At 72.8% G+C, this 25,110-nt stretch carries 25 protein-coding genes; 16 read left to right on the top strand and 9 right to left on the bottom strand.

What is annotated here, in order from left to right:
- Positions 1–7 precede the first annotated feature (7 nt).
- The 3 genes from FK530_RS05640 to FK530_RS05650 are packed head-to-tail and all read left to right on the top strand — an operon-like array spanning position 8 to position 3,865.
- Positions 8–736: a DUF3027 domain-containing protein gene (locus FK530_RS05640; protein ID WP_146486010.1), complete on the top strand. Its 729-nt coding sequence runs from the start codon at positions 8–10 to the stop codon at positions 734–736.
- 1 nt (position 737) lies between these two features.
- Positions 738–3,275, top strand: a complete 2,538-nt coding sequence (locus FK530_RS05645; protein ID WP_146486011.1) for a sacsin N-terminal ATP-binding-like domain-containing protein — start codon at positions 738–740, stop codon at positions 3,273–3,275.
- Positions 3,269–3,865 carry a phosphatase PAP2 family protein gene (locus FK530_RS05650; RefSeq protein WP_146486013.1) on the top strand — a complete coding sequence of 199 codons (597 nt, stop codon included), beginning with the start codon at positions 3,269–3,271 and terminating at the stop codon, positions 3,863–3,865. Before FK530_RS05645 ends, FK530_RS05650 begins: the two co-directional genes overlap by 7 nt.
- On the opposite strand, the gene FK530_RS05655 is transcribed toward FK530_RS05650, so the two are convergent.
- Positions 3,804–4,073: a DUF2530 domain-containing protein gene (locus FK530_RS05655; protein ID WP_231706508.1), complete on the bottom strand. Its 270-nt coding sequence runs from the start codon at positions 4,071–4,073 to the stop codon at positions 3,804–3,806. The genes FK530_RS05650 and FK530_RS05655 overlap by 62 nt on opposite strands.
- A gap of 40 nt (positions 4,074–4,113) precedes the next feature.
- Here FK530_RS05655 and FK530_RS05660 point away from each other — a divergent pair, with 40 nt between their 5' ends.
- Positions 4,114–4,569, top strand: coding sequence for a MarR family winged helix-turn-helix transcriptional regulator (locus FK530_RS05660; RefSeq protein ID WP_146486022.1), 456 nt, complete (start codon positions 4,114–4,116; stop codon positions 4,567–4,569).
- A 101-nt stretch (positions 4,570–4,670) separates the two neighbouring features.
- On the opposite strand, the gene FK530_RS05665 is transcribed toward FK530_RS05660, so the two are convergent.
- On the bottom strand, positions 4,671–5,822 hold the full coding sequence (locus FK530_RS05665) for a GNAT family N-acetyltransferase (RefSeq protein ID WP_146486024.1): 1,152 nt from the start codon (positions 5,820–5,822) through the stop codon (positions 4,671–4,673).
- Positions 5,823–5,846: 24 nt separating this feature from the next.
- On the opposite strand from FK530_RS05665, the gene FK530_RS05670 reads away from it, so the two are divergent.
- The 3 genes from FK530_RS05670 to FK530_RS05680 are packed head-to-tail and all read left to right on the top strand — an operon-like array spanning position 5,847 to position 8,254.
- Positions 5,847–6,653, top strand: coding sequence for a TrmH family RNA methyltransferase (locus FK530_RS05670; RefSeq protein ID WP_231706509.1), 807 nt, complete (start codon positions 5,847–5,849; stop codon positions 6,651–6,653).
- Positions 6,650–6,931, top strand: coding sequence for a DUF2537 domain-containing protein (locus tag FK530_RS05675; protein ID WP_146486026.1), 282 nt, complete (start codon positions 6,650–6,652; stop codon positions 6,929–6,931). The genes FK530_RS05670 and FK530_RS05675 overlap by 4 nt, the downstream gene beginning before the upstream one ends.
- Before the next feature lie 36 nt (positions 6,932–6,967).
- Positions 6,968–8,254 (top strand): MFS transporter, encoded by a 1,287-nt coding sequence (locus FK530_RS05680; protein ID WP_146486028.1) that lies wholly within the window; start codon positions 6,968–6,970, stop codon positions 8,252–8,254.
- Between the two features lie 539 nt (positions 8,255–8,793).
- Here FK530_RS05680 and FK530_RS05685 read toward each other — a convergent pair.
- From FK530_RS05685 to FK530_RS05700, 4 genes are read right to left on the bottom strand one after another with little or no spacing between them, the layout of a single operon-like run.
- Positions 8,794–9,546 (bottom strand): DUF6928 family protein, encoded by a 753-nt coding sequence (locus tag FK530_RS05685; RefSeq protein WP_146486030.1) that lies wholly within the window; start codon positions 9,544–9,546, stop codon positions 8,794–8,796.
- A 3-nt stretch (positions 9,547–9,549) separates the two neighbouring features.
- Complete coding sequence (sepH, locus tag FK530_RS05690) at positions 9,550–10,329, bottom strand: septation protein SepH (protein ID WP_146486032.1); 780 nt, start codon at positions 10,327–10,329, stop codon at positions 9,550–9,552.
- 25 nt (positions 10,330–10,354) lie between these two features.
- A complete protein-coding gene (serC, locus tag FK530_RS05695) occupies positions 10,355–11,479 on the bottom strand; it encodes a phosphoserine transaminase (RefSeq protein ID WP_146486034.1) in 1,125 nt (374 codons plus the stop codon).
- 3 nt (positions 11,480–11,482) lie between these two features.
- Positions 11,483–12,586, bottom strand: coding sequence for a citrate synthase 2 (locus FK530_RS05700; protein WP_146486036.1), 1,104 nt, complete (start codon positions 12,584–12,586; stop codon positions 11,483–11,485).
- 63 nt (positions 12,587–12,649) lie between these two features.
- Between FK530_RS05700 and pdxH the strand changes: the two genes are divergently transcribed.
- Positions 12,650–13,270 carry a pyridoxamine 5'-phosphate oxidase gene (gene pdxH / locus FK530_RS05705; RefSeq protein WP_146486314.1) on the top strand — a complete coding sequence of 207 codons (621 nt, stop codon included), beginning with the start codon at positions 12,650–12,652 and terminating at the stop codon, positions 13,268–13,270.
- On the opposite strand, the gene FK530_RS05710 is transcribed toward pdxH, so the two are convergent.
- The gene (locus FK530_RS05710; RefSeq protein ID WP_146486038.1) at positions 13,267–14,679 is read right to left on the bottom strand and encodes an amidohydrolase; all 1,413 of its coding nucleotides are present in this window, start codon (positions 14,677–14,679) and stop codon (positions 13,267–13,269) included. The two genes, pdxH and FK530_RS05710, sit on opposite strands and share 4 nt — an antisense overlap.
- Before the next feature lie 65 nt (positions 14,680–14,744).
- Between FK530_RS05710 and FK530_RS05715 the strand changes: the two genes are divergently transcribed.
- Both FK530_RS05715 and FK530_RS05720 read left to right on the top strand, forming a co-directional pair.
- On the top strand, positions 14,745–15,971 hold the full coding sequence (locus tag FK530_RS05715) for an MFS transporter (RefSeq protein WP_146486040.1): 1,227 nt from the start codon (positions 14,745–14,747) through the stop codon (positions 15,969–15,971).
- Between the two features lie 20 nt (positions 15,972–15,991).
- Positions 15,992–16,648: a DsbA family protein gene (locus tag FK530_RS05720; protein WP_146486042.1), complete on the top strand. Its 657-nt coding sequence runs from the start codon at positions 15,992–15,994 to the stop codon at positions 16,646–16,648.
- A 35-nt stretch (positions 16,649–16,683) separates the two neighbouring features.
- On the opposite strand, the gene FK530_RS05725 is transcribed toward FK530_RS05720, so the two are convergent.
- Positions 16,684–17,598, bottom strand: coding sequence for an SDR family NAD(P)-dependent oxidoreductase (locus tag FK530_RS05725; protein WP_146486044.1), 915 nt, complete (start codon positions 17,596–17,598; stop codon positions 16,684–16,686).
- Between the two features lie 111 nt (positions 17,599–17,709).
- Here FK530_RS05725 and FK530_RS05730 point away from each other — a divergent pair, with 111 nt between their 5' ends.
- The 5 genes from FK530_RS05730 (at position 17,710) to FK530_RS05750 (ending at position 22,938) form a co-directional block, all read left to right on the top strand.
- Positions 17,710–18,372, top strand: a complete 663-nt coding sequence (locus tag FK530_RS05730; RefSeq protein ID WP_146486046.1) for a TetR/AcrR family transcriptional regulator — start codon at positions 17,710–17,712, stop codon at positions 18,370–18,372.
- A gap of 78 nt (positions 18,373–18,450) precedes the next feature.
- A complete protein-coding gene (locus FK530_RS05735) occupies positions 18,451–19,338 on the top strand; it encodes an aldose 1-epimerase family protein (RefSeq protein WP_146486048.1) in 888 nt (295 codons plus the stop codon).
- An 87-nt stretch (positions 19,339–19,425) separates the two neighbouring features.
- Positions 19,426–20,718: a citrate synthase gene (locus FK530_RS05740; RefSeq protein ID WP_068524148.1), complete on the top strand. Its 1,293-nt coding sequence runs from the start codon at positions 19,426–19,428 to the stop codon at positions 20,716–20,718.
- 51 nt (positions 20,719–20,769) lie between these two features.
- Entirely contained in the window at positions 20,770–21,129 is a 360-nt protein-coding gene (locus tag FK530_RS05745) for an FKBP-type peptidyl-prolyl cis-trans isomerase (RefSeq protein ID WP_146486049.1), read from the top strand.
- Positions 21,130–21,318: 189 nt separating this feature from the next.
- On the top strand, positions 21,319–22,938 hold the full coding sequence (locus tag FK530_RS05750; RefSeq protein ID WP_146486051.1) for a hypothetical protein: 1,620 nt from the start codon (positions 21,319–21,321) through the stop codon (positions 22,936–22,938).
- Positions 22,939–22,946: 8 nt separating this feature from the next.
- On the opposite strand, the gene FK530_RS05755 is transcribed toward FK530_RS05750, so the two are convergent.
- Positions 22,947–23,747, bottom strand: a complete 801-nt coding sequence (locus FK530_RS05755; protein WP_146486053.1) for a HugZ family pyridoxamine 5'-phosphate oxidase — start codon at positions 23,745–23,747, stop codon at positions 22,947–22,949.
- A gap of 139 nt (positions 23,748–23,886) precedes the next feature.
- On the opposite strand from FK530_RS05755, the gene FK530_RS05760 reads away from it, so the two are divergent.
- Positions 23,887–25,083 (top strand): Nramp family divalent metal transporter, encoded by a 1,197-nt coding sequence (locus tag FK530_RS05760; RefSeq protein ID WP_146486315.1) that lies wholly within the window; start codon positions 23,887–23,889, stop codon positions 25,081–25,083.
- The last annotated feature ends 27 nt before the right edge of the window (positions 25,084–25,110 follow it).

A 25,110-nucleotide genomic window follows, 5' to 3' on the forward strand; every position in this document is an offset into this window, starting at 1 on the left:
CGGACGGGTGAGTTCCGCATTGCAGTCAGGCGCCGCGGTCGACCTCGCGCGCGCCGTACTCGAGGCCGACGAGGGCGCCCGCGTGGGTGCGCACGTCGCCACGGTCGTCGAGGACGAGTTCGCGGTGGCCCATTACTTCGAGGCCGACCTGCCCGCCTACCGCGGCTGGCAGTGGTGCGCCGTGATCGCCGCCACCCCCGGTGGTGACCTCACCGTCTCCGAGACCGCCCTGCTGCCCGGCCCCGGCTCGCTCACCGCGCCCGAATGGGTGCCGTGGGAGGAGCGGATCCGCGCGGGCGACCTGGCCCCGGGCGACGTGCTGCCGCCCCGCGAGAACGATGCGCGCATCGAGCCCGGTCACACCCTCTCGGGGGACCCCGCGGTGGACGAGGTGGCCGGCGAGATCGGTGTGAACCTCGAGCGCGTGATGTCGCGGATCGGACGCCTCGACGCCGCCGAGCGCTGGCTGGCCGGCGACTTCGGTCCCGAATCGGAGATGGCCCGCGCCACCCGCTACCACTGCGGCGACTGCGCCTTCTTCCTGCCGCTGGCCGGCGCGCTGGGCGCCGCGTTCGGCGCGTGCGGCAACGAGTACTCCGCCGACGGCCGCGTCGTGCACGCGCACTACGGCTGCGGCGCGCACTCCTCGGTGACGGCACCGTCGGGCCAGGGGAGCCCCGCGTACGAGCCCTACGACGACGGCGCCGTCGAGAAGGTCCCCGCCGAGCAGGCCTGACATGGCCGCCGATCCGTTCGGTACGGCCGCGCTGCGCCGCGCGACCCTCGCCGCCTGGCGCGATTCGCCCACGCGCGCCGCGGAGGACCTCGCCGCGGAGCGGGACCTGGTCACCGTCGGCTATCGCGATCGGGTCGCGGTCGAGCTGGCGCAGAACGCCGCCGACGCCGCCACCACCGCGGGGATCCCCGGGGAGCTGGCCGTGTGGACCGATGCCGACGGCGTGCACGTCGCCAACACCGGCGCCCCGCTGTCGAAGGCGGGGGTCGCCTCCCTCGCCGCGCTGCGCGTCTCGCCCAAGGCCGGTGTCTCCGGGGGCGCCACTCCTACCATCGGACGGTTCGGGGTCGGCTTCGCCGCGGTCCTGACCGTGACCGATCACGTCGAGATCCGTTCGGCCGAGGGCGGGATCGCCTTCTCCGCCGAGCGCTCCCGGGCGGACGCCGGGCTCGCCGACGTCGCCGCGATGCGGCTGCCCTATCCGGTGGCGACGCCGCCGCGGGAGGGCTTCGCCACGGAGGTCGTACTGGTCGGTGCCGACGCCGGGTTGCTCGCCGAGTTCGCGGCGCAGGCCGAGGACCTCCTGCTCGACCTCCCCGCGCTGGCGGCCATCACCGTGGGCGAGGAGCGGTTCGCCACGCCCGATCTCGTGACCGGTCACGGCCCGCACGCGCGCTGGGTCATCGGCGCGGATCCTCGCTTCTTGCACGCGCCGACCCGCACCGACGAGCCGCTGACCCTGCCGGTGCGGGTGATCGCGGACCTGCCGACCACGCCTGATCGTCGTCGTCTGCATCCCGACGCCGACGTCGCCCTCGCCGCCCGCGGTTACGCCGCCTTCGTGGCCGCCCAACCGGATCCGCTGCCGCTGCTGCCGCCGCGCCGCCCGCCCTCCGGCCCCGTCGACGCGCTGCTGCGCGAGGCCGTCGAGGACGAGTTGCGCGGGCACGCCTGGGTCCCCGGTCCCGACGGTGCGCGGCTGCGCCCGGACCGGGCCGCGGTCCTGCCCGGCCTCACCCCCGAACTGAACACCCTGCTGCGCGAACAACTCCCGCTGGTCCCGCCCGCCCTGTCGTCGGCGCCGGACGCGGCACGACTGGTCGCCCTCGGCGCCCGCGAGCTGACCGCGGCGGACCTCGCCGACGCGGCGCCCCGGGACCGCGAGCCCGCCTGGTACGGCGAGCTGTACGCCGCGCTCGACGCCGCGCGGCTCCCCGCCGAGGAACTGGGCGCGCTGCCGGTACCGCTCGCCGACGGCCGCGTCGTGACCGGCGCGCGCGGCGCGGCGCTGGTCGCGGGCGACGCCGCGCCGCTGGCGCTGGTCACCTGGGCGCGGATCGTGCACCCCGCGGCGCAGCACCCGCTGCTCGAGCGAGCGGGCGCGCGCCGGCTCGCCGCCGCCGACCTGCTCGGCGATCCCGCCCTGCGGGAGGAGGTGGGCCGCATCGACTGGGAGGCCGGGCCCACCGACGAGGACATCGAGCTCACCGAGGCCGTACTGGGCCTGCTCGGCGACGGCGGCACCGTCGGGCCGACCTTCCTGGGCCTGCTCCCCGTCCCGGGCGACGACGGTGCCCTGTACCCCGCGGACGAGCTGCTGGCGGCCGCAGCGCCCCTCCGGGAGGCGCTGGGGGAGGACCACCCGTACGGCACCGTCGCCCTCGACTTCGAGGCCCGGCACCCCGCGGCGGCGCTGCGCGCGATCGGGGTGGGCTGGTCCTTCGGCGTACTCCGCGAGCCGCTCCCGACCGGGCCCGACCCGACGCTCGACGGCGCCGACGAGTGGTGGGCGCAGCTGCCCGCCGAACCCGACGAGCTGATCGCCGTCCGCGACCTGGACCTGGTCGAGCACTGGGACCCCGCGTACGCGCTGCTCGCGGAACTGCCGGGCGTGCTGGACGATCCGGACGGCTACACCGCGTGGTGGCTGCACCACCGGACCGGACTCGGGCGGCTGCGGTCCCCGGACGACACGACCTTCGCCGGCCTGCTCGACCCGTGCACGCACCCCGCGGCGCCCCGCCTGCGGGCGGCGCTGCTGCACGCCGTCCGCACCGACGCCGACGCGCAGGTGCTGGCCGACGCTCTCGCCGACCCCGCGCGCACGCCCGCGCCCGACGTGGTGATCGCGGCGCACCGGGCGATCGCGGGGCGACGCCTCCCCGAGCTCCCGGCCCGGGTCCGCGGCATCGACGGGGAGGTCCTCGACGCCGAGGACGCCGCCGTGCTCGACGTTCCGCACGCCCGGTTCACCGCGGCGTCGCTCGTCTTCGGCGGGCTGGACGTCGCGGCTGCACTGGCCGACACCCTGGACCTGCCGCTCGCGGGCGCCGAGCCCGTCGGGGTCCCGGCCGGCGGCGCGCGGTTCGCCCGCGGCGCGCACCCCGGCGTCACCCTCGCCCAGTCGCTCGGGGAACTGCCCGCCGCGGCGGAGGTGCACGTGCACGACGACCTCGTCGTGACGGCGGGCCGGGCCGAGCGCCGCGTCCCGTACGTGGTCGTCGACGGTGTCCTGCACGTACAGTCGGGACGGTGGTGACCGACGGAGACATGTGGCCCAACCCCGTCGATCAGGGTGCGCTCGACTGGATGCTCTCGATCCGCGGGGAGGCGCTGACCACCGCGGTCCGCGCGGTCACGACGGTGGGCAACACCGCGTCGATGTGGGCGATCGGCATCGCCGGGTTCCTCTATCTGCTGCTGCGCCGCAAGGACCGGGTGTGGGCGCTGTACTGCGGACTCACCCAATTGTTCGGGCTCGTGCTGATGGTCGTGCTCAAGGACCTCTTCGGGCGGGAGCGGCCACCGATCCCGCCGCGGCTCGTCGAGATCGCTTCGGAGAGCTTTCCATCGGGGCACGCGCTGAACTCGATGGTGGTGTTCGGGACCTTCGCCGTGGCCGCCCACGCGCTCTCGGGCCGACGCTGGCCCTTCGCCGCGGCGCTCGCGGCGACCGTCGCGATCGGACTGAGCCGGGTGTACCTGGCCGCGCACTGGCTGCTCGACGTCGTCGCCGGCTGGGCGATCGGCGCGCTCGTGATCGCCGCGGGCCTTCTTGTGTTGCGTCTCACACGAGGCCGCGCTGGGCTCCCCGATCCCCGCGCCGGGCCGCCCGCCGCTGCAGGGTGAGGACGGCCGCCCCGAAGGCGCCGACGCCGACCCCGCAGGCGCAGACGATCCACGCCTCGCCGAAGGTCGAGCGCGCGAGGAGGGTGATCACGAGGGCGATCGCGAACGCAACGGTTCCGGCGATCACGACGGGCCGGGGTTCCGTCGCCGCGCGGGGGAGATCGGGTGCCGTGACCGCATTTCCAAGGTCGTTCCCTTGCAGATTCACAGTTACTCCCGGGGTTCATGCGCGGAATTGCTCTCGCCAGATGTACTCTAGCGCCGTGACTGACAATGACGATCGGCTGGCGGGAGATCTTGCTCTCGCCACCGTGCGGTTCGCCCGCCACCTCCGCGGCCGGCGTCGCGATTCGCTCGTCTCCTTGACGCAGCTCTCCGCGCTCAACGCGCTCGCGAACGACGGGCCGCTCACGCCCGGCCAGCTCGCGGCACGGGAGCGCGTGCAGCCACCGTCGATGACCAGGGTCATCGCCTCCCTCGCCGACCTGGGACTGGTCCGGCGCGCCCCGCACCCCACCGACGGCCGCCAGGTGATCGTGAGCCTCTCCGACGAGGGCGAACAGGTCATCACGGGCGAGGCCGCGGCCCGCGAGGCGTGGCTGCGCGGCAAGCTCGACGAGCTCGCGCCCGAAGAGCGCGCGACGCTCAACGACGCCGTGCGCATTCTCAACGGCCTCATCGCCGCGGAAGAGAAGCAGAGCTGAATCCCCGGCGGAATCCCGATCAATAACCGAACGGCCCTATCGGATCGATTCCGATAGGGCCGTTCCTTTCTCGTATTGCTACGTCGGTTGTCGCCGTTCTTTCAGAACGAAGTCCCGAGTTCGGGTTGACGATCCGTGCGAAAAACCGACAGTGCGCCGATATCGCCCGTGATCCGACCGGCGCGCGCCATCGTGTCCGGTGACACGGCACCGAGGTAGAGCCCCGCCAGTGTCGGCCCGGACAGCGAGACCGACGGTTCCTCCTCCGTGGTGCGGCACTGCGCGACGCCGCCGGAGACGGTGAGCCGGTGGGCCCGCCCGTCGACGCCGAGGACGAGATCGGCGTCCGACGCGTAGGTGCGCGCCTCCAGCGCCGCCGGCAGGTCGATGAACTTCAGCCACAGCCGGTCCTTACGGTCGGTGACCTTCACCGACCGCGGGTCGACGAGCATCTCGCGCAACGGGTGATCGGACGGCAGGTCGGCGATCACCTCGTCGAAGATGTCCAGGCCGAGCACCGTCTGCCACAGGTCGGCCGCCGCGTCGTCGGTCAGCGCCTTGACGTCGTCGAGCTGTGCGCGGTCCTTCTCGTCCACGCGGTAGGTGACGTAGCCGTCGGGGTGCAGCAGGTAGCGGCGGGCCGATCCGCCCCAGCGCGCCCACTCGGGGTCGGCGTGGAACAGCTCCCAGAACTGCTCCGCCGAGGCCGATCCCGGTGTGGCGGCGTGCCATCGGCGATAGAGCTCCTCGACGGCCCCCTTCGCCGCGGCGCCCTCGACGGCGCGCGTACGCAGCGGCCCCGGGCGCGGATCGCGGAGGCGCGCGGTGCGCCGGGCGATCGTCACCTCGTCGATCGACGTCGCGACGCCGTAGCCGAAGCGCTCGTAGATGGTCCCCTCGCTCGCGGTGAGGATGGACACCGCGGCGCCCTCCGCGCGGTAGCGGGCGTGCAGTTCGTCGAGCATGCCGCGCAGCACGCCGAGCCGACGGTGGCTGGGCGCCACGGAGACCCAGGTGACGCCCGGCGCGGCGAGCTGCGTGCCGCCCGGCACCGTCAGGGTGAGGGCGAAGGAGCCCGCCACGCCGACGAGGGCGCCGTCCGTGGTGTCGCGGGCGACGACGAACCGATCCAGGTCCAGGGTGCGCCGGATCAGGGGCTGCGCTTCGGCGTCGAAGGGGGAGCCGAAGGCGCGCACGTCCTGCGCGAACATCTCCGGCCAGTCGGACTCGGTGGCGGTACGGATCTCGATCACGTAGTTCGATATTAGGCTGGTGGGGTGCAGGCGCAACCGATTTATCCGATTCGCGACGCGGATGATCCGCGCCTGCGCGACTTCCGCGACCTGTCCGCCGCCGACAAGCGACCGGACCTCGCGCGCGGTGTCGTGCTGGCCGAGGGAGTACCGGTCGTGGAGCGGATGCTGGCCTCGCGGTTCGTGCCGCACGCGATCATGGGCGTCGAGTCGAAAATCGCACGCCTGGACGGCCTCGCCCCCGAGGTGCCGCGCTACCTGGTGACCGCGGAGCTCATGGCTCGGGTGGTCGGCTTCCACCTCAACCGCGGGGTGCTCGCGGCCGCGCGCCGGCCCGCGCCGCTGGAGGCGGGGTCGCTGCTCGACGGCGCGCGCACCGTCGTCGTGCTCGAGGGCGTCAACGACCACGAGAACCTCGGCTCGATCTTCCGCAACGGCGCGGGCCTGAGCGCCGACGCCGTGCTGTTCGGCCCGCGCTGCTCGGACCCGCTGTACCGCCGTGCGGTGCGGGTGTCGATGGGGCACGTGCTGCTGGTGCCCTTCGCGCATCTGCCCGCGTCCGGGTGGCCCGCCCCGGGGCTGGGCGTGCTGGCGGAGCACGGCTTCCGGACGGTCGCGCTGACCCCGTCGGGGGAGTCGACGGTGGCGGAGGCCGTCGCGGGTGGGCCGGAGCGGGTGGCGTACCTGGTGGGTGCCGAGGGGCCGGGACTGGCACCGGAGACGATGGCCGCGGCCGACGTGCGGGCGCGGATCCCGATGTCGCGCGGGACCGATTCCCTCAACGTCGCGACCGCCGCGGCGCTCGCGCTCTACGAGCGCGCCCGCACGTGAGCGCGCCCCGGTACACGCCGTGGATCACCGGTACCGCGGTCGCGGTGGTCGTGGCGATGCTCGGCGGGGGCGTGCTGTCCGGCCTGTTCGTGGCGGTGATGGCGGTGCACCGGTGGCTCGGTCTGTTCCTCCTCGCGCTGGGTACCGCGGGGGCGGTACCGGTGCTCACCGCGTACCGTCGGCGCCCGGTTGCCCGGTGGTTCTGCGCGGGCGTCGCCGGGGCGGTCGTGTTCGCCTGGCTCGCGGCCGTCGTCGCGCTGTCGAGCGGGCTCGTCTGAGACCCCGCCGGAAAACTTAGGACTACTATCGGACGGGTGCCGAGCGTCTTCGTTTCCCTGCGAACGAGGAACTACCGGCTCTGGGCCGGCGGCCAGGCGGTCAGCCTGGTGGGCACGTGGATGCAGCGGGTGGCCGAGGACTGGCTGGTGCTCGACCTCGCGCACGGCCGCGGCTGGGTGCTCGGCGTGGTGATGGCCCTCCAGTTCGGCCCCACGCTCTTCCTCTCCGCCTGGGCGGGCCTGCTGGCGGACCGCTACGACAAGCGTCGCGTGCTCATGATCACGCAGACCGGGGCGGCCCTGTGCGCCGCGGCGCTGGCCGTGCTGACGCTCACCGGTGTGGTGGCGCTGTGGCACGTCTTCGTGCTCGCCTTCGTCTTCGGCTGCGTGACGGCCGTCGCCGGGCCCTTCCGGCAGGCCTTCACGATCGAGATGGTCGGGCCGGAGCTGCTGCCCAACGCGATCGGCCTGAACTCGATGGTGTTCAACGCCGCTCGCATCGTGGGGCCCGCGATCGCGGGCCTGCTCATCGCCGGATTGGGGACCGGCTGGGTGTTCGCGGTGAACGCGGTCTTCACCGGCGCGATCGTCGCGGCGCTGCTCGCGATGCGGCCGGGCGAGCTGTTCCCCGCGCCGCCCGTGCCGCGGGCGAAGGGTCAGCTGCGGGCCGGATTCGCCTACGTCCGGCGACGGCGCGAACTGCTGCTGGTGATCGTCGCGGTGTTCTTCGTCTCCACCTTCGGCATCAACTTCCCGCTGGCGCTCTCACTGCTCGCGCGGCAGGGCTTCGGCCTCGGCGCCGACGCCTACGGGCTGTTGTCGACGATGCTGGCCGTCGGCACGCTGACCGGTGCGCTGCTGGCCGCTCGCCGGACCGGGATGGCGTCGCTGCGTACCGCCCTGATCGGTGGCTGCGCCTTCGGCGTGGTGCAACTGCTCGCCGGGCTGGTGCCGTGGTTCTGGCTCGTGGCCGTGCTGCTGGTGTTCGTCGGGCTGCTGCAGATGTCCTTCACCACGTCGGCGATGAGCATCATGCAGCTGTCCGTGGACCCCGAGTTCCGCGGTCGCGTGATGGGCATCTACATGCTGGCCTTCCTCGGCGGCACGCCACTCGGCGCGCCACTGCTCGGCGCGATCGCCGACGTCACTACCCCCTCCGCGCCCCTGCTCGTGGGCGGCGTGGTCTCCGCCCTCACCTGCGGCCTCTGCGGCCTGTACGCGCTTCGACGGTCCGCCGCCGTCGCGGCGGTGCGTTCCGGTGACGGTGCGGTCGCGTCCGCCGGTGCCGCGGGTGGAGAAGCGGCGCCGCGCGGGGAGCAGTAGTCGCCCGGAACAGCGATGCGTCGCGCGCATAACGCCAGGTCGACGGTCGCAGCTGCAGGGTCAGTGCACCGAGCGGCGCGGCGCATGCAGCGAGGCCGGGTACCCACAGGATTCGGTATTCTCTGTAGTGAACCTTCGGAGGTGGTAGTGCAGACTTCGATGTCGGCGATGCGTCTACCGGACCATGACTGATTCAGATTCAGAGCTGTTCTGGGCTGAGCTCTCTGCGGCGGACCATCGAGTTGTCCCACACGATTTCAACAGCCTCGTAGGCCCGCTGCGTCGCGGTTCCCGTCCTTCGGCGACTGCACGCAGACGCTTCGAGGTACGTGTTCTCCGTCGTCCCCGCGCTGGCGCAGCTCGAAGTGGATCCTGCGGCCGCCGACCGGTTCGACCGTGAGGCGCAGGGAGAACCCGACCCTGACAAACGCCGCGCACTCCGGTCGGCGGCGGGATCGATTCGGCAGCGCATCGGCGATCAGCCGCAGTAGCGGTCGGCGCGGCAGATCGCGGATCCAGCTGGCGCGGAGAAGCAGAGGTCAGAAACCGAAGAAGCTGCGGACCTTGCCGCGGTCCTCGTAGCCGGGATCCTGCTGCTCGACCGGGGGCTGCGGCGCACCGTCGGGGCCGGCGGTCTGCGCCTGCGGCGGAGCCTGCTCGGGGACGCCGGAGGCGGGTACGAAATCGATGACCTGGATCCGGGCGGGATCGAGATCCGTCGGCGCGAGCGGGTGCGTGAACCGGAAACCCAGGGCCTCGCGATTCGCCTGCTCCGCGAACTCCATCGGATGGAAGGGCAGGGCCCGCGGGTCGGGGGTGACGCCCTCGGCGTAGGTGAGCGGGTGCTCGCCGGCCCAGAACGGGCCCTCGAACAGCTCGGGCAGGCCCTCGTCCTCGAGGATGTCGACGGGGTGCGCCGCGAACGACCGCTTGGGGGCACCGTCGATGCGCACGGCGAACCCGCCGACGGCGCGTTCCGGATCGGCGTTGAGCAGGAAGGCGCGGTGCGCCGGAACCAGGTTCCACCAGAACTCGTCGAGCTCGCTCGGCCGGTCCACGCGCAGGCCGGCGTGGGTCACCACGGTGAGCCCGCCCCAGGCGGCGACGTAGACGTGCCCGGGCAGCGGATCGGCGGCGCGCGCGAGGGACTCGGGCCGGCCCAGCACGGGCTCGCCCAGCACCTGCTCGGCGATCGCGCGGGACGCGGCCTCGTCGGGACGGCCGACGATCGCCAGGATGCCCTTCGGCTCGGCTACGTCGATGAACCAGAGCGTCGCGGCTGTAGCACCCACGCCCTATCCGTTCTTCCCACCGCGGACGCCGAGCAGCACGTCCTCCCAGGACGGCATCTCCGGGTGGCGGCGACCGTGCTGGCCGACCGCCGCGGCGGGTGCCTGGGCGGGGCGACGCTCCTCGACGCTGCCCTCCACGACGGGACCCTGGACGCCGGGGACGGCGCGCAACGGCTCGTCGGCCGAGCGCTCGATGCTCCGCAGGCCCTGCCGGGCATCGGGATCCAGCAGTCCGCGGGCCGTCTCGTCGACGGGGCTCGCGGTGCCGCCGTGCGCTCCCGGCGCGAACTTGAAGTGCGCCTGGTTCCGGGACTTGCCCACGCTCCAGCTGATCGACACGACCCAGCGGTTGTCGGCACCCTTGAAGGCGTCCCACTCGGTGGTGTCGGCGTGGCCGCGCTCGGCCAGCGCGGAACGGATCACCTCGGCGAGGGTGGCGTGCATCGGCCCGTCGCCGCGCACGGGATGCGCGAGCTGCGCCATCTCCGCCGCGCGGGAACGTTCCAGCAGCACCGGGCCCGCGAAACGCTTGATCCGGTGGTTCGGCGCGCCCGTGAACTCCGCGATCTCCTCGATCGTGGCGCCGGCCCGGATGCGGGCCTGGATCTCCCGAGGGGAGAGGTCGGCGCCCAGCTCGATCTCCGTCTGGGTACCGCTTCCGAGTTCACCGCTCACGGCTGCCTTCAAGGTGTCGTCGATCGGCAGGCGGAAACGTCCCGCGGGGCCCTCGCAGACCACAGACGTCCCGTCGTCGTCCAGTCCCACAACCCGCAGCTCCTGCATGGTGCAAGGGTAGTTGTTCGATTCGCTACGCGTCGGCCGACACGCGCTCGACCACGAAATCGATGCACTTGGTCAAAGCGGTGACGTCCTCGGGATCGATCGCGGGGAACATGCCGATGCGGAGCTGGTTGCGGCCCAGCTTGCGGTACGGCTCGGTGTCGACGATGCCGTTCGCGCGCAGGGTCTTGGCCACGGCGGCGGCGTCGATCTTGTCGTCGAAGTCGATGGTGCCGACGACCTGGCTGCGCAGCGCGGGATCGGCGACGAAGGGCGTCGCGAAGGCGCTGGCCTCGGCCCACTGGTACAGGCGGTCGCTGGAATCCTTGGTGCGCGCGACGGCCCAGTCCAGGCCGCCGTTGCCGTTGATCCACTCGATCTGGTTCGCGAACAGCAGCAGCGTCGCCAGCGCGGGGGTGTTGTAGGTCTGGTTCTTGCTCGAGTTGTCCACCGCGATGGGCAGCGAGAGGAACTCGGGGGTGTAGCGGCCCGAGGCCTTGATCTCCTCGACGCGCGCCAGGGCGGCGGGGCTCATCAGCGCGACCCAGAGGCCACCGTCGGCGGCGAAGCACTTCTGCGGCGCGAAGTAGTAGACGTCGGTGTCGGCGATGTCGACGGGCAGGCCGCCGGCACCCGACGTGGCGTCGATCGCGATCAGCGCGTTCTCGCTGCCCGCGAGACGGCTGACCGGCACGGCGACGCCCGTCGAGGTCTCGTTGTGCGCCCAGCCGATGAGGTCGGCGGTGGGATCGGCCACGAGCTCGGGAGCCGAGCCCGGGTCGCTCGAGACGACGATCGGGTCACCGATGAACGGGTTGCCCTTGGCGACCGAGGCGAACTTGTTGGAGAACTCGCCGTAGGTGAAGTGCTGGCTGCGTTCGCGGATGAGGCCGAAGGCGGCGGCGTCCCAGAAGGCGGTGGTGCCGCCGTTGCCGAGCACCACCTCGTAGCCCTCGGAGAGGCGGAACAGATCCTTGAGGCCCTCGCGCACGCGGCCGACCACGTTCTTCACGGGGGCCTGGCGGTGGCTGGTGCCGAACACCGAGGCGCCGGTATCGACGAGCGACTGCAGCTGCTCGGGGCGGACCTTGGACGGGCCGCAGCCGAAGCGGCCGTCGACGGGCTTGAGCGCGGCGGGGATCTCGATCGTCATGCCCTAAATCCTAATGGTGTCCCACCCGGGCACGTCCTCCGGCTGCCGCGGGCCGTGCCCGATGTACTGGGCGGACGGGCGGATCAGCTTGTCGGCGCGCTTCTGCTCGAGGATGTGCGCGCACCAGCCGGCGGTCCGGGCGCAGGTGAACATGGCCGGCATCATGCGCGGCGGGACCCCCGCGTAGTCGAGGATCACCGCTGCCCAGAACTCGACGTTCGTGGAGATCGCCCGGTCCGGCCGGCGCTCGGCGAAGAGGGCATTGGCCTCCTGCTCCAGGGCGGCCGCGGCCTCGTACCGCGGCGCGTGCAGATCGCGCGCGACCGAACGGAGGACGTCGGCGCGCGGGTCCTCGGCGCGGTAGATGCGGTGGCCGAAGCCCATGATCCGCTCGCCCCGGTCGAGCCGGGAGGTCACCACGCCGCGCGGGTCGTCGGTGCGGACCACCTCGTCGAGCATCGGCAGCACGCGCGACGGTGCGCCGCCGTGCAGCGGGCCCGAGAGCGCGCCGACCGCGCCCGAGAGCGCCGTCGAGACGTCGGCCCCGGTCGAGGCGATGACCCGTGCCGTGAGCGTCGACGTGTTGAGCCCGTGCTCCGCGGCCGCGACCCAGTAGGCGTCGATGGCGCGGACGTGGTCGGGGTCGGGCTCGCCGTGCCAGCGGGTCATGAACCGGTGCGTGATGGTCGGCGACTGGTCGATGACCCGCTGCGGCACCGCCGGGCGCTCCAGGCCGCGGGCGGACTGGGCGACGAAGCTCAGCGTCATCACGGAGGCGCGCGCCAGGTTCTCGCGCGCGGTCGCGTCGTCGATGTCGAGCAGCGGCTCGAAGCCCCACAGCGGGCCCAGCATCGCGAGTCCGGCCTGCGCGTCCACGCGCACGTCGCCGCTGTGGATGGGGAGGGGGAAGGGCTCCGCCGCGGGCAGGGGGTTGCCGAACTCGCCGTCCACGAGCAGGCCCCAGACCTCGCCGTAGGTGACCCGGTCGCGGACCAGGTCGGCCACGTCGACGCCGCGGTAGCGCAGCACCCCGCCCTGCTTGTCCGGCTCCGCGATCTCGGTGGAGAACGCGACGATGCCTTCGAGTCCGCCCGGAATCTCAGTCATGCTGTGCAGCCTAATGTCGCGCGGGCGGTGCGCGGGTAGCCTGCGGGAGTGGACCTGACGGCGATGCGCGAGAAGTACGACGGCGACTCCTTCGACCTGCAGCCCGAGGACCTGGCGGGCGGCTGGGTGCCGGTGTTCCAGGCCTGGTTCGACGAGGCCGTCGCCGCCGGTGCGCCCGAGCCCAATGCGATGGTGCTCGCCACCGTCGACGAGACCGGGCTGCCGGCCACCCGCACGGTGCTGTGCAAGGGCCTCGACGAGCGGGGCGTGGTCTTCTACACCAACTACGGTTCCGACAAGGCGCGCGCCGTCGAGGCGAACCCGGTTGCGGCCGTGACCTTCCCGTGGATCGCGATCCACCGGCAGGTGCACGTGCGGGGCGCGGTCACGAAGGTCACGCCGGGGGAGACCGCCGCCTACTGGGCGCTGCGGCCGCGCGGCTCGCAGCTCGGGGCGTGGGCGTCGGATCAGTCCCGGCCGGTCGCGTCCCGGGCCGAGATGGCGGAGCGCTTCGCCGAGGTCGAGGCGCGGTTCGAGGGGCAGGACGTGCCCGTGCCGCCCGAGTGGGGTGGCTATCGGATCGCGCCGCAGGTCGTCGAGTTCTGGCAGGGCCGGGAGAACCGGGTGCACAACCGGGTCCGGCTCGTCGCGCCCGAGTACGCACCGGTGCGGCTGCAGCCCTAGAGCGTGCAGTGGGTGATGCCGCCGGCCACGAGCGTGAGGTCGACGGGCATCGTGCGCAGCGCGTGCGGCGCGGGTTCGGCGCCCAGGGCCACCAGGTCGGCGGGCTCGCCGACGGCGAGCCGGGTCCGGGCCGAGAGCCGCAGCGCCGTCTCCACGTCGACGGCCTCCCACGGCTGCCACGGCGGGTCCCCGTCGCGGCTGCGGGTGACGGCGGCGGAGATCGCCGACCACGGGTCGAGCGGAGTGACCGGGGCGTCGGAACCGAAGACCACGTCGATGCCCGCCGCGACCAGCGAGCCGACGCGGAAGGCGTCCGCCGCGCGGTCGGCCCAGTAGCGGTCGACGAGGTCGCGGTCGTCGAGCATGTGCTCGGGTTGGATCGACGCCCCGATCCCGAGCGTCGCCATCCGCGCCAGGTCGGCCCCGGTGAGCAGCTGTGCGTGCTCGATGCGGCCGCGGATCCCGGTGCGGGCGAAGGCGTCCAGCGCCAGCGCGTTGGCCGCGTCGCCGATCGCGTGGATCGCCGGCGTCAGGCCGAGCGCCGCGCCGCGGCGGAGCAGCTCCTCCAGCCGCTCCGGCGGGACCTCCAGCACGCCGCGGTCCGTCGTCCCGGGGTACGGGCGGTGGCAGTAGGCGGTGCGCGTGCCGAGGGAGCCGTCGGTGATCACCTTCAGCGGGCCCACCCGGGCAAGCCCGCGGATCAGGGCGCCGGTGCCGGCGCCGCGCGCCTCGGCGGCCTCGAGGTGCTGCGGGTAGACGCCCGCATCGATCCGCACCGGCGGCACCGGGCGCCGCTCCCAGGCGCCGACGGCGTCGTCGAAGTCGAGGTCGACGACGCCCACGACGCCCCGTCGCCCCAGATCGGCGAGGGCCGCGCCCACCCAGGCGTCCGCCCGGTCGGCCACCAGGGATTCGACCCGGGTCGCGGCGGCGAAGCTCGCCGCCTCGCGGAGCATCCCGGTCGCGTCCAGCTCGATGCCCAGGAGCCGGCCGAGCGCCGCGTTCGACCACGTGCTGTGCAGGTCGGAGGACACCACCATGACGGGCACGTCCGGCGCGACCTCGTCGAGCAGCAGGCGCGACGGCGCGCCGCCCCACAGCCCGTCGCGCATGCCGACGGCGACCACGGGCAGCCCCGGGTCCGCGGCGGGGAGCGCGGCGCGGATCAGCGCGGCCGCCTGGCCGGGACCCGTCGCGGCCCGCACGTCGATGCGCCGGGTGGAGACGGCCCAGGTGCGCACGTGCACGTGCTCGTCCCACAGGCCCGGGATGAGGCGCCGGCCGTCGAGATCGAGGACGTCGCCGGCGGGTGGCGTCGTACCGGTCGGGGAGAGGGCGACGATCCGGTCGCCCGCGACGTCGACGTCGACGAGGGAGCCGTCGCCGAGCCGTGCGCGTGCGAGCCTCATCGGCGCCACGGTAGCGGTGTGCGCCGGATCGCGGGTGATGGTGAGGAAGTCGTAGGATCTTTCAGGTGCCGAGACTCCTGGCCGACACCCGGCCGCTCCAGAACCCCGACTACCGGCGCCTCTGGTGGACGGGCGTCGTCACCGTCATCGGGGCGCAGCTCACGGCCGTCGCCGTGCCGGCGCAGATCTACGCCATCACCGGATCGTCGGCGTACGTCGGGCTGACCGGCGTCTTCGGCCTGGTCCCGCTGGTGATCTTCGGCCTGTGGGGCGGGGCGATCGCCGACGCGCTCGACCGCCGCCTGGTGATCATCGGCACCACCATGGGCCTCGCGGGAACGGCGCTGCTGCTCGCGGTGCTGCCGAACAACGTGTGGCTGATCCTCTGCGCCTTCGCCCTGCAGCAGGCCTTCTTCGGCGTGAATCAGCCGACCCGCTCGGCGATCTACGCGCGACTCGTGCCGCCCGGGCAACTGCCCGCGGCGAATTCGCTCAACATGACCGTGATGCAGTTCGGCGCGATCGCCGGGCCGATGCTCGGCGCGCCGCTGATCCCGATCATCGGCGTCCACTGGCTCTACACGCTCGACGCCGCCTCGCTCATGCTCACCCTCTGGGCCGTGTGGAAGCTGCCGTCGATCAAGCCGGAGGACAAGGGGCAGTCGCTGGGCCTGCGCTCGGTGATCGACGGCTTCCGCTACCTCGCGGGCCACAAGGTGCTGCTCATGAGCTTCGTGGTGGACATCATCGCGATGGTCTTCGGCATGCCGCGCGCCCTGTTCCCGCAGATCGCCCACGAGAACTTCGGCGATCCGATGGAGGGCGGCTGGGTGTTCGGTGCGCTCTTCGCCGCGATGTCGGTGGGCGCGGTGCTCGGCGGCGTGCTCTCGGGCTGGACGTCGCGCGTCTCACGGCAGGGCCTCGCCGTGATCGTGATGATCGTGCTGTGGGGCGCGGCGATGGCGGGCTTCGGCCTGGCCGCGCACGTCAGCTGGCTGTGGGCGGCGCTGGTGCTGCTCGCGCTGGGCGGCGCGGCCGACATGTTCTCCGCGGCCTTCCGCACGACGATGCTGCAGGAGGCCGCGACCGATGACGTCCGCGGCCGGCTGCAGGGCGTCTTCACGGTGGTCGTCGCGGGCGGCCCCCGGATCGGCGACGCCGCGCACGGCGCCGCTGCCGCCACCGCCGGCGCGGCCATGGCGGCAGCGGGCGGCGGCGTGCTGGTGATCGTCTTCACCGTTCTCGCGGCGTTCGCGGTGCCCGCCTTCGTCCGCTACCGCGTCGTCCGCTGACCGCCCGTATCCTTCGCGGTATGGGAATGCAACGGGTGTGCGCGCTGGTCGTCGCCGTGCTGGTCGGGGTGCTCGCCCTGTCCGGCTGCGCGCGGACCGTCGCGGGCACGGCGGTCGCGGATCCCGCTGCCGGCGTGAGCGCGGCGTCGGAGGACGGTGCGGTCGTGGTCGGGGAGGGCGGCCGGAGGATCACCATGTTCCTCGAGCCGATGTGTCCCGCCTGCCGGATGCTCGAGCGGCAGTACGGCGACCAGATCCGGGAGGCAGTCCTCGCCGGTCGCCTCACCGTCGCGTACCGGATGCTCACCTTCCTCGACACCGAGTCGGCGAGCGGTGACTACTCCACGCGGGCGACGGTCGCGTTCCACGCGGCCTCGGTCGGCACGTCGGACGCGGTGACGCTCGAGTTCCTGCGCGCGCTGTACGACGAGCAGCCCCGCGGTGCGACCGATCTGGACAACGACGGGCTCGCCTCCCTCGCCGCCGCGGCCGGTGTCCCCGAGTCCGTCGCGGAGAGGATCAGGACCGGCAGTACCGGGGTGGACGGCAAGGCCGTCGGTGCCGCCAATGGTGCGTTGCTCACCGAGGTCGGCGGTACCGGCACGCCGACGGTTCTCGCCGACGGCCGGCGGGTCGACCTCAACGACGCGGCGTGGCTGCAGAAGATCGTCGGCTGACCCGGACTGTTCCCGCGCGAACGGACATCGTGCGACTACACCGGGAAGGGCACCCCGGTGAGCTCCTCGGACACCGCCCACAGTCGACGCTGCAGGTCCAGGTCGTAGGACTGCGCGCTGGACGCCACGACCTTCGGGGCGCCGCGGCGCTCGCCGAGGCCGTCGGGCCCGTAGTACTGGCCGCCGAGGGCGCCGGGATCGGTCGCCGCCCGCAGCTGCGGCAGGGCGCCGTGCGCGGCGTCGTGCGAGAACAGGGGCGCGACGACCTGGGCCTTCTGCAGCACCGCCGGGAGGTTGCGGACCAGCTCGGTATCGGCGATGCCGGGGTGCGCGGCGATCGCGACCGTGCCCCGCTCGGCGGCGCGGGCCTCGAGCCGGCGCTGCAGCTCGTAGTGGAACAGCAGGTTCGCGAGCTTGCTCTGCCCGTACGCCGCGACCCGGTCGTAGGAGCGCTCCCACTGCAGGTCGTCGAAGTGGATGCTCGCGCGGATCCGGTGCGCGAGGCTGGCGACGGTGACCACGCGCGAGCCGGGCACGTCGAACAGCAGGTCGAGCACCTGCGCGGTCCACGCGAAGTGGCCCAGGTGGTTGGTGCCGAACTGGAGCTCGAAGCCGTCGGCGGTGGTCTGCTTCGGCGGGTACATGACGCCGGCGTTGTTGATCAGCAGATCGATCCTCGGGGTGGACTCCCGCAGCTCCGCGGCGGCGTCGCGCACCGCGGCGAGAGATCCGAGGTCGAGGCGCTGCACGCGCACCGTCGCGCCCGGGGCGGCGGCGGTGATGCGGCGGACGGCCTCGGCGCCCTTGTCGGTGTTGCGGACCGCGAGCACGACCTCGGCGCCCTTCTGCGCCAGCACGCGCGCGGTCTCGAAGCCGAGCCCGGTATTGGCGCCGGTGACGACGGCGACCCGTCCGGCCTGGGTGGGGACGTCGTTCTCGGTCCAGCTCATGCGCACTCCTCGGGTGTCCGCGACGGTTAAGAGACCGTCGGTCTGTTGTGATTCCACGCTAAGAGACCGTCGTTCTGCTGTCAAGAGACCGGCGGTCTGTAAAATCGATCCGTGGGATTCCAGCGGGCGCGCAGCGCGGAACAGCGGCAGGAGCGGCGCGAGGCGATCATGGCCGCGGCCTCGGGCATGCTCTGCGAGATGCCCGTCGCCGCCCTGACGCTCAGTGAGCTCAGCCGCCGCGTGGGCCTCGCCAAGTCGAACGTCCTGCGCTACTTCGAATCCCGCGAGGAGGTGCTCCTCGAGGTGTTGATGCGCTCCGCCGCGGGCTGCATCCGCGATCTCGACGAGGCCTGGCGGGCGGCGGATCTCGATGCCGCGCCGCTCGCCGAGCGGATCGAGGGCTTCGCCGAGGTGTACGCCCGCGTCGCCGCCGCGCGGCCGGACCTCCTCGACCTGCTCGCCGCGCAGGCGGCCGTGCTCGAGCGCAACGTCTCGACCGAGGCGATCGTCCGGTTCAAGCGGGCCGCTCTCGCCGGGATCGAGACCATGGCCGGGGTGCTCGCGCGCGCGGTCCCCGAACTGGGCGACTCCGCCTCCGCGGTCTGTTCGACGATCCTCACCCTGTCCGGCGCCCTCTACGTCCAGTCCGAGCAGTCGCGGATCTGCGAGTCCGCCTACCTGGTCGCGCCCGAGCTCGAGGTCTTCCGGACGGAACTGGTCCCCGCACTGCAGTCGGCGGTCGCCACCGTCCTCGCAGGGACGCTCGCCCGCTGAGGTTGCGCGGGGTTGCAGGGGCCACCGGTCGACGGGACGCCGCTCGCGGGACGGTCGACCGCCCGTACTATTGCGGCCATGTCGGTGCAACCGGGCTTCACGATCGCGGCCGGCGGGTACGTCGCGGAGATCGCACGGACGGGCGCGGGCCTGCGCGGGCTCCGCCGTGACGGAGTCGCCCTCACCGAGGAATGGCCGCTCGGCGAGAAGCCGCCCCTCTCCGCGGGCCTCGTTCTCGCCCCGTGGCCCGGCCGGACCGAGGACGGCCTCTACACCTGGGACGGTGAGGTGTACCGCCTCGCGGTCACGAGCGAGGTGACCGGCACCGCCGACCACGGCCTCGTGCGCCGGGTCGACTGGGACGACGTGGAGATCGCCGCCGACGCGGTGACCCTCGTCCATCCGGTGGGGCGTCATCCGGGCTGGCCCTTCGACCTGCATCTGCGGATCCGGTACGGCGTGACCGCCGACGGCCTGACCTGCTCCTTCGAGGCCCGCAACGACGGCGACCGGGACCTGCCGCTCGCCGTCGGCTTCCACACCTACCTGCGCATCGGCGACGATCCCGTCGACGCCTGCACCCTCGAACTCGGCGCCGGGCGGTGGCAGCCCCTCGACGGGCGCCTGCTGCCCGACGGTCCGCCGCGCACCGTCGACGGGACGGCCTACGACTACCGCGCCCCGCGCGCCCTCGACGGTGTGCAGATCGACACTCCCTTCACCGACGTGGCCCGGACCACCGTGTTGCGCGGCCCGTCGGGGGAGGCGGAGCTCTGGACGGCCCCGTCGTTGCCCTGGGCGCAGGTGTTCATCGCCGACCCGGTCAACGGCAAGGGCTACCCCGGCCGCGGCCGGGCCCTGGCGGTGGAGCCGATGTCCGCCCCGGGCAACGCCCTCCATACCGGAACCGACGTGATCCGGCTCGTCCCGGGCGCCGTGTGGGCCACCGAATGGGGCATCCGGTGACGGCCCGATTTCCGCGGGGAACCGCGATACCGCTAGGTTCTAGCCAGGTAGCTTTTATCCGCCGACTACAGCGAGGGGATACGAACATTGTCCACTGATGACAACACCGCGAACGCTACGGTCGCCTACCCCGGCGGCCAGATCGAGCTGCCGATCGTCAAGGCGACCGAGGGTGCAGACGGCATCGCGCTCGGTAAGTTCCTCGCGCAGTCCGGCTACAGCACGTTCGACAACGGCTTCGTCAACACGGCCTCATGCAAGTCCGCGATCACGTACATCGACGGCAACGCGGGGATCCTGCGTTACCGCGGCTACCCGATCGAGCAGCTCGCGGAGAAGTCGACGTTCATCGAGGTCAGCTACCTGCTGATCCACGGCGAACTGCCGACCCCGGAGCAGCTGGCGGAGTTCACCGCCAAGATCCAGCGGCACACGCTGCTGCACGAGGACCTCAAGCTGTTCTTCAACGGCTTCCCCCGCAACGCGCACCCGATGCCCGTCGTCTCCTCGGCGGTCAACGCCCTCTCGGCGTACTACCCGGACTCGCTGGACCACAACGACCCGGCGCAGGTCGAGCTGTCGACCATCCGCCTGCTCGCCAAGTTCCCGACGATCTGCGCGTACGCCTACAAGAAGTCGGTCGGCCAGCCCTTCCTCTACCCGGACAACTCCCTGAGCCTGGTGGAGAACTTCCTCCGCATGACCTTCGGTTTCCCGGCCGAGCCCTACGAGGTGGACCCGGAGATCGTCAAGGCGCTCGACATGCTGCTCATCCTGCACGCCGACCACGAGCAGAACTGCTCCACGTCGACCGTGCGACTGGTGGGCTCGTCGAACGCGAACCTGTTCACGTCGATCTCGGGCGGCATCAACGCCCTGTGGGGCCCGCTGCACGGCGGCGCCAACCAGGCCGTCCTCGAGATGCTCGACGACATCAAGGCCTCCGGTGGCGACACCACGGCCTTCATGAACAAGGTCAAGAACAAGGAAGACGGCGTGAAGCTCATGGGCTTCGGGCACCGCGTCTACAAGAACTACGACCCGCGTGCGGCGATCGTGAAGCAGACCGCGGACCGCATCTTCGAGCTGCTCGGCGTGTCCGACGAGCTGCTCGACATCGCCAAGGGCCTGGAGGACGTCGCTCTGCACGACGACTACTTCATCGAGCGCAAGCTCTACCCGAACGTGGACTTCTACACCGGCCTGATCTACCGCGCGATGGGCTTCCCGACGCGCATGTTCACCGTGCTGTTCGCGCTCGGCCGGCTGCCCGGCTGGATCGCCCACTGGCGTGAGATGCACGAGGACCCGACCACCAAGATCGGCCGTCCTCAGCAGATCTACACGGGCTCGACCGCCCGTGACTACCCCGGCGCGTAGATGCCGCCCATTCGGCGCGACAATCTGCACCGCCTGATCAAAGGAGTCGGAATGACCAAGCCCGAGATCGAGTTCATCGAGGGCCCCGCGCCCACCGAGCTCGTCATCAAGGACATCGTGGTGGGCGACGGTGCCGAGGCCCAGCCCGGCAGCATCGTGGACGTGCACTACGTGGGCGTCGAGTTCGACAGCGGCGAGGAGTTCGACTCCTCGTGGAGCCGCGGCGAGTCCATCAACTTCCCGCTGCGCAGCCTCATCGCCGGCTGGCAGGAGGGCATCCCCGGCATGAAGGTCGGCGGCCGTCGTCAGCTGATCTGCCCGCCCGCCCTGGCCTACGGTCCCGCCGGCGGCGGCCACCGCCTGTCCGGCAAGACCCTGGTGTTCGTGATCGATCTGCTCGGCGTGAAGTAGTTCGAGCCTGCTCAGGGCCCCGTACCGTCGTTCGACGGTGCGGGGCCCTCGCGTTTCCGGGGACAGTGCACCGTCTCGGTCTCGAATCGGTCCCGATCGCGCGGTTCCGGGTTGGCGCGCGCCGCGCGGGAGTAGAAGAATAGGTGCATATCGCCGCGATCCACGCCGGCGAGCGGGGTCGGAGGACAGATGAAGAGGGTCAGGATCTCAGCCGCCGCGGTCGCGGTGCTGTCGGTGGCGGGACTGGTGGCGGGGTGCGGCAAGGATGCGTCGAGCGAGGACTCGCCCGTCGCGTTCAGCCCGGTCACCGGCGACCAGTACACCTCGAATCCCGGCGCCTTCCAGACCGACGGCGTGGTGCCCCCGCCCAGGGATGTGACGATGGTCGGCGATCCGGTCGCCGCCCAGGCCGTGGCCAATGCGGGCCTGCCGCAGGGCACGATCACCTCCACCAGCAACAACACCACGGTCTACTACCCGCCCGCGCCGGCGATCCCCGGGCTGGCCGTCCCGCCGCAGCCGGCCCCGCCGGCGCCGATGTCGCGCCCGGCCAACACCCGCCCGTGGCAGTACACGCAGCCGCAGATCGACGTCTACCGGGCGGTGTGCGAGACGGGCCGCTGGGGCTCGTGGATCGCGGGCGTCGAGATGCAGACGCAGACCTGCTGGTCCCTGTACGGCCGCCAGCTGGGCGTGCGTCCCTGGACGCCGGACCAGCCCCGCCCGTGGCTCCGCCCGGGGTACCCGCGGCCCTGGTTCGACCCCGGTTTCCGTGCCGACGTCCCCGTGATCTGGGTGTACCCGCGCAACTGGACCCGGCCGCGGCCGCAGCCGATCATCTCGGTGTCCATCACGATCAACATCGGCACCAATCCGTACCGCCGGGTGAACCCGCGCTACACCGATCCGTTCTACCCCGTCTGGGCCGTGACGCCGGGCCGCGTCGTCGACGCCCGCGACCAGGGTCGCATCGTCGCACCGGTGTACACGGTGACGTCGACGACCACGACCACCACGACGACGACCGTCACCGCACCCGTCGCGCCCGGCGTCGTGCTCCAGCCCCTGCCGACGTCGGCGAAGGTGACGCCGGTCCTCGCGCTGCCCGGCCAGGCGATGCCCGGCAACGTGAACACCGACCCCGCGGTGACGGTGCCTGTCGCCGCGGCCCTGCAGGGCGCCACCGTGCAGGCCGGCAGTCGCTCGTCCGTCGAGGAGGCGATCGGCACCTCCGTCTCTGTCGCCGTCGCGACCCCGACCACGACCGCCCGCACCGAGACGGCCACGGGAACCTCCACCGCGGGCTCCGCGGCCACCGGTGGTTCCGCCGCCACGTCGGCCGCGGTCGCGCCGTCGGTCGGAACCGTCCCGTCGGGTGCTCCGCAGCCCTCCGCGGTGCCGTCCGCGGGCGCGCCGGCGGCCACCGCTCCGACGTCCGGGGCGCCGACGCCGCCGGCCGTCGCACCGACGCAGACCGTGGCCCCCGCGCCGACCGCCACGGTCGCGCCGCCGACGACCGCGGCACCCGCGCCGCAGACCACCGTCGCGCCGCCGCAGACCACCGTCGCGCCCGCGCCCACGACCGTGGCGCCCCCGCGGGTGACGACGACGCAGCCGCCGGTCACGCAGGCGCCGGTGGTCACGCAGCCGCCGACCACGCAGGCACCGGTGGTCGTCCCGCCGAAGATCACGACCACCGTCGCGCCGGCACCGACCACGACCGTCGCGCCGAAGCCGGTGGCACCGGCGCCGAAGCCGACCGTCACGAAGCCGGTCACGACCACGACGGTGCCCGCCGCGGCGAACTGACCCCTCGGCTACCGCGAGGCGGCTAGCCGCGCCAGGTCGACGGTGGCCCGCCGGAGTTCGGCGGGCGCGCCGAGCGGCGCAAGGTAGCCGACTCGGGTGACGGCCCAGCCGCGCGGGGTGTCCACGCGCAGGTCGAGGCCGTACCGGTCGGCGCGCTCGCAGCGCGCCGAGGTCGCGTCGGGGTAGCCGCCGAGCGCGCGGGCCATGCTCAGCAGTGCCTCGGCGTGGTCCTCGTTGAGGTGGCGCACCGCGCCCGCGGCGTGCGGGGTCACGGGATCGGGTTCGGCGGCGGCGTAGTCCGCGCTCGAGGCCGAGTCCATCCGCCCGTAGCCGCCCACCCAGCGCACCCGCTCGATCTCGAGCAGCCACACGGTGAAGTCGCTGTAGTCGATGTAGTACCTCGCGGCCGGGACGGCGGCGAGGTGCGCCTCGCGGGCGGCCGCCAGTTCCTCCCCCTCGGGGCGGCGCGCGGTGCCCGCCAGGGTGATCCGCGCGTTCGCGAGCGGATCCGACGGGGCATCGGGCGCGACGATCGACAGGCTCGCGCGGGGATCGCGCTGCAGGTTGCGCCCGTGCTCGGCCATGTGCGAGACGCACAGCACCGGATCGCCGTCGAGCAGGCCGTAGGTGACGAGCGACGCCCAGGGACCGCCGTCGGCGGAGAGGCTCCCGAGCGTCGCGGCGTTCGTGGCCGCGGCCACCGTGCGGGCCTCCTCGGCGGCGGAGGGGCGCCGCGGCTCGGCGACATCCGTCAGGGGCGGGGCGATGGTCGGGGCGTCGCCGGGATCGCCGTGGTCGCGAGTCGTCATGGGTGCAGCCTAGGGCCGCACCGGTTCCCGGCGCCTTCGCCACAAGGTTTCGGTTGACCGAAATCTCTTCTTCGCATAGCCTCGCAGCGTGCTGACCGATACCGTCGTTCCGAGGAAGCGGCCCCCGCTGCGCGCGTTGATGCTGTTGGGGCCGGCGTTCGTCGCCGCGATCGCCTACGTCGATCCGGGCAACGTCGCCGCCAACGTCACCGCGGGCGCGAAGTACGGCTACCTGCTGGTCTGGGTCCTGGTGCTGGCGAACGTCATGGCCGTGATGATCCAGTACCAGTCCGCGAAGCTCGGCGTGGTCACCGGTCGCTCGCTGCCGCAGGTGCTCGGCGACCGGCTGCCGCGGCGCGCGCGCCTCGCCTTCTGGGGGCAGGCCGAACTGGTCGCGGCCGCCACCGACATCGCCGAGGTGATCGGCGGCGCGCTGGCGCTCAACCTCCTCTTCGGGGTGCCGCTGGTCTGGGGCGGGCTCATCGTCGGCGTGATCTCGACGCTGCTGCTCACCCTCGCCGACGGACGTCGGCAGTACCGCTTCGAGCTGGTGATCATCACGATGCTCGCGGTCATCGTGGTCGGCTTCGTGGCGGGCCTCGTCACCGCGCCGCCCGACGGTGCCGCCCTCCTCGGCGGGCTCCTCCCGCGCCTGCAGGGGACGGAGACGGTGCTCCTCGCGGCGTCGATGCTCGGCGCGACCGTCATGCCGCACGCCATCTACCTGCACTCCGCGCTCGTCGTCGACCGGCACGGTGCGCCGCCGGCGCAGGGGCGCGCGGAGCGGGCGCGGCGCCTGCTCAAGGTCACCCGGATCGACGTGGTCCTCGCCCTCGTCATCGCCGGCGCCGTGAACATCGCGCTGCTCGTGCTCGCCGCGTCGAGCCTGTACGGCGTGGAGGGCACCGACTCGATCGAGGGCGCGCACGCCGCGGTCCGCGACGCGCTGGGGCCGATCGTCGCGGCGCTGTTCGCGGTCGGACTCCTCGCTTCGGGGCTCGCTTCCACCTCGGTCGGCAGCTACGCGGGCGGCACCATCATGGCGGGGCTGCTGCACCAGCGGATCCCCGTGCTGGTCCGCCGCCTGGTGACGATGATCCCGGCGATCGGCGTTCTCGCGATCGGCGTGCCGCCCACGCAGGCGCTGATCATCTCGCAGGTGGTGCTGAGCTTCGGCATCCCGTTCGCGCTACTGCCGCTGCGGCGGTACACCTCCGACCGGGCGCTGATGGGGGAGTTCGTCGACCGGGCGCCCCTGCGCTGGGCATCGGCGCTGGCGGGCGCGCTGATCGTCGTGCTCAACGTGGCCCTCATCGTCCTCACCGTCACCGGCTGAGGCCGCCGGCCGCCCTGTCGTGGTGCG

Origin of the sequence: Tsukamurella conjunctivitidis, from assembly GCF_007858475.1 — a bacterium.
Lineage (GTDB): Bacteria > Actinomycetota > Actinomycetes > Mycobacteriales > Mycobacteriaceae > Tsukamurella > Tsukamurella conjunctivitidis.

What these genes read in the sequence shown, in the direction of transcription:
- FK530_RS05720 (WP_146486042.1), top strand. Translation starts at nt 15,992, where the DNA reads ATGGGAATGCAACGGGTGTGCGCGCTGGTCGTCGCCGTGCTGGTCGGG.
- FK530_RS05710 (WP_146486038.1), bottom strand. Translation starts at nt 14,679, where the DNA reads ATGAGGCTCGCACGCGCACGGCTCGGCGACGGCTCCCTCGTCGACGTC.
- sepH (WP_146486032.1), bottom strand. Translation starts at nt 10,329, where the DNA reads ATGCAGGAGCTGCGGGTTGTGGGACTGGACGACGACGGGACGTCTGTG.
- FK530_RS05735 (WP_146486048.1), top strand. Translation starts at nt 18,451, where the DNA reads ATGTCGGTGCAACCGGGCTTCACGATCGCGGCCGGCGGGTACGTCGCG.
- FK530_RS05745 (WP_146486049.1), top strand. Translation starts at nt 20,770, where the DNA reads ATGACCAAGCCCGAGATCGAGTTCATCGAGGGCCCCGCGCCCACCGAG.
- FK530_RS05645 (WP_146486011.1), top strand. Translation starts at nt 738, where the DNA reads ATGGCCGCCGATCCGTTCGGTACGGCCGCGCTGCGCCGCGCGACCCTC.
- serC (WP_146486034.1), bottom strand. Translation starts at nt 11,479, where the DNA reads ATGACGATCGAGATCCCCGCCGCGCTCAAGCCCGTCGACGGCCGCTTC.
- FK530_RS05760 (WP_146486315.1), top strand. Translation starts at nt 23,887, where the DNA reads ATGCTGTTGGGGCCGGCGTTCGTCGCCGCGATCGCCTACGTCGATCCG.
- FK530_RS05725 (WP_146486044.1), bottom strand. Translation starts at nt 17,598, where the DNA reads ATGAGCTGGACCGAGAACGACGTCCCCACCCAGGCCGGACGGGTCGCC.
- FK530_RS05755 (WP_146486053.1), bottom strand. Translation starts at nt 23,747, where the DNA reads ATGACGACTCGCGACCACGGCGATCCCGGCGACGCCCCGACCATCGCC.
- pdxH (WP_146486314.1), top strand. Translation starts at nt 12,650, where the DNA reads ATGCGCGAGAAGTACGACGGCGACTCCTTCGACCTGCAGCCCGAGGAC.
- FK530_RS05660 (WP_146486022.1), top strand. Translation starts at nt 4,114, where the DNA reads ATGTACTCTAGCGCCGTGACTGACAATGACGATCGGCTGGCGGGAGAT.
- FK530_RS05750 (WP_146486051.1), top strand. Translation starts at nt 21,319, where the DNA reads ATGAAGAGGGTCAGGATCTCAGCCGCCGCGGTCGCGGTGCTGTCGGTG.
- FK530_RS05700 (WP_146486036.1), bottom strand. Translation starts at nt 12,586, where the DNA reads ATGACTGAGATTCCGGGCGGACTCGAAGGCATCGTCGCGTTCTCCACC.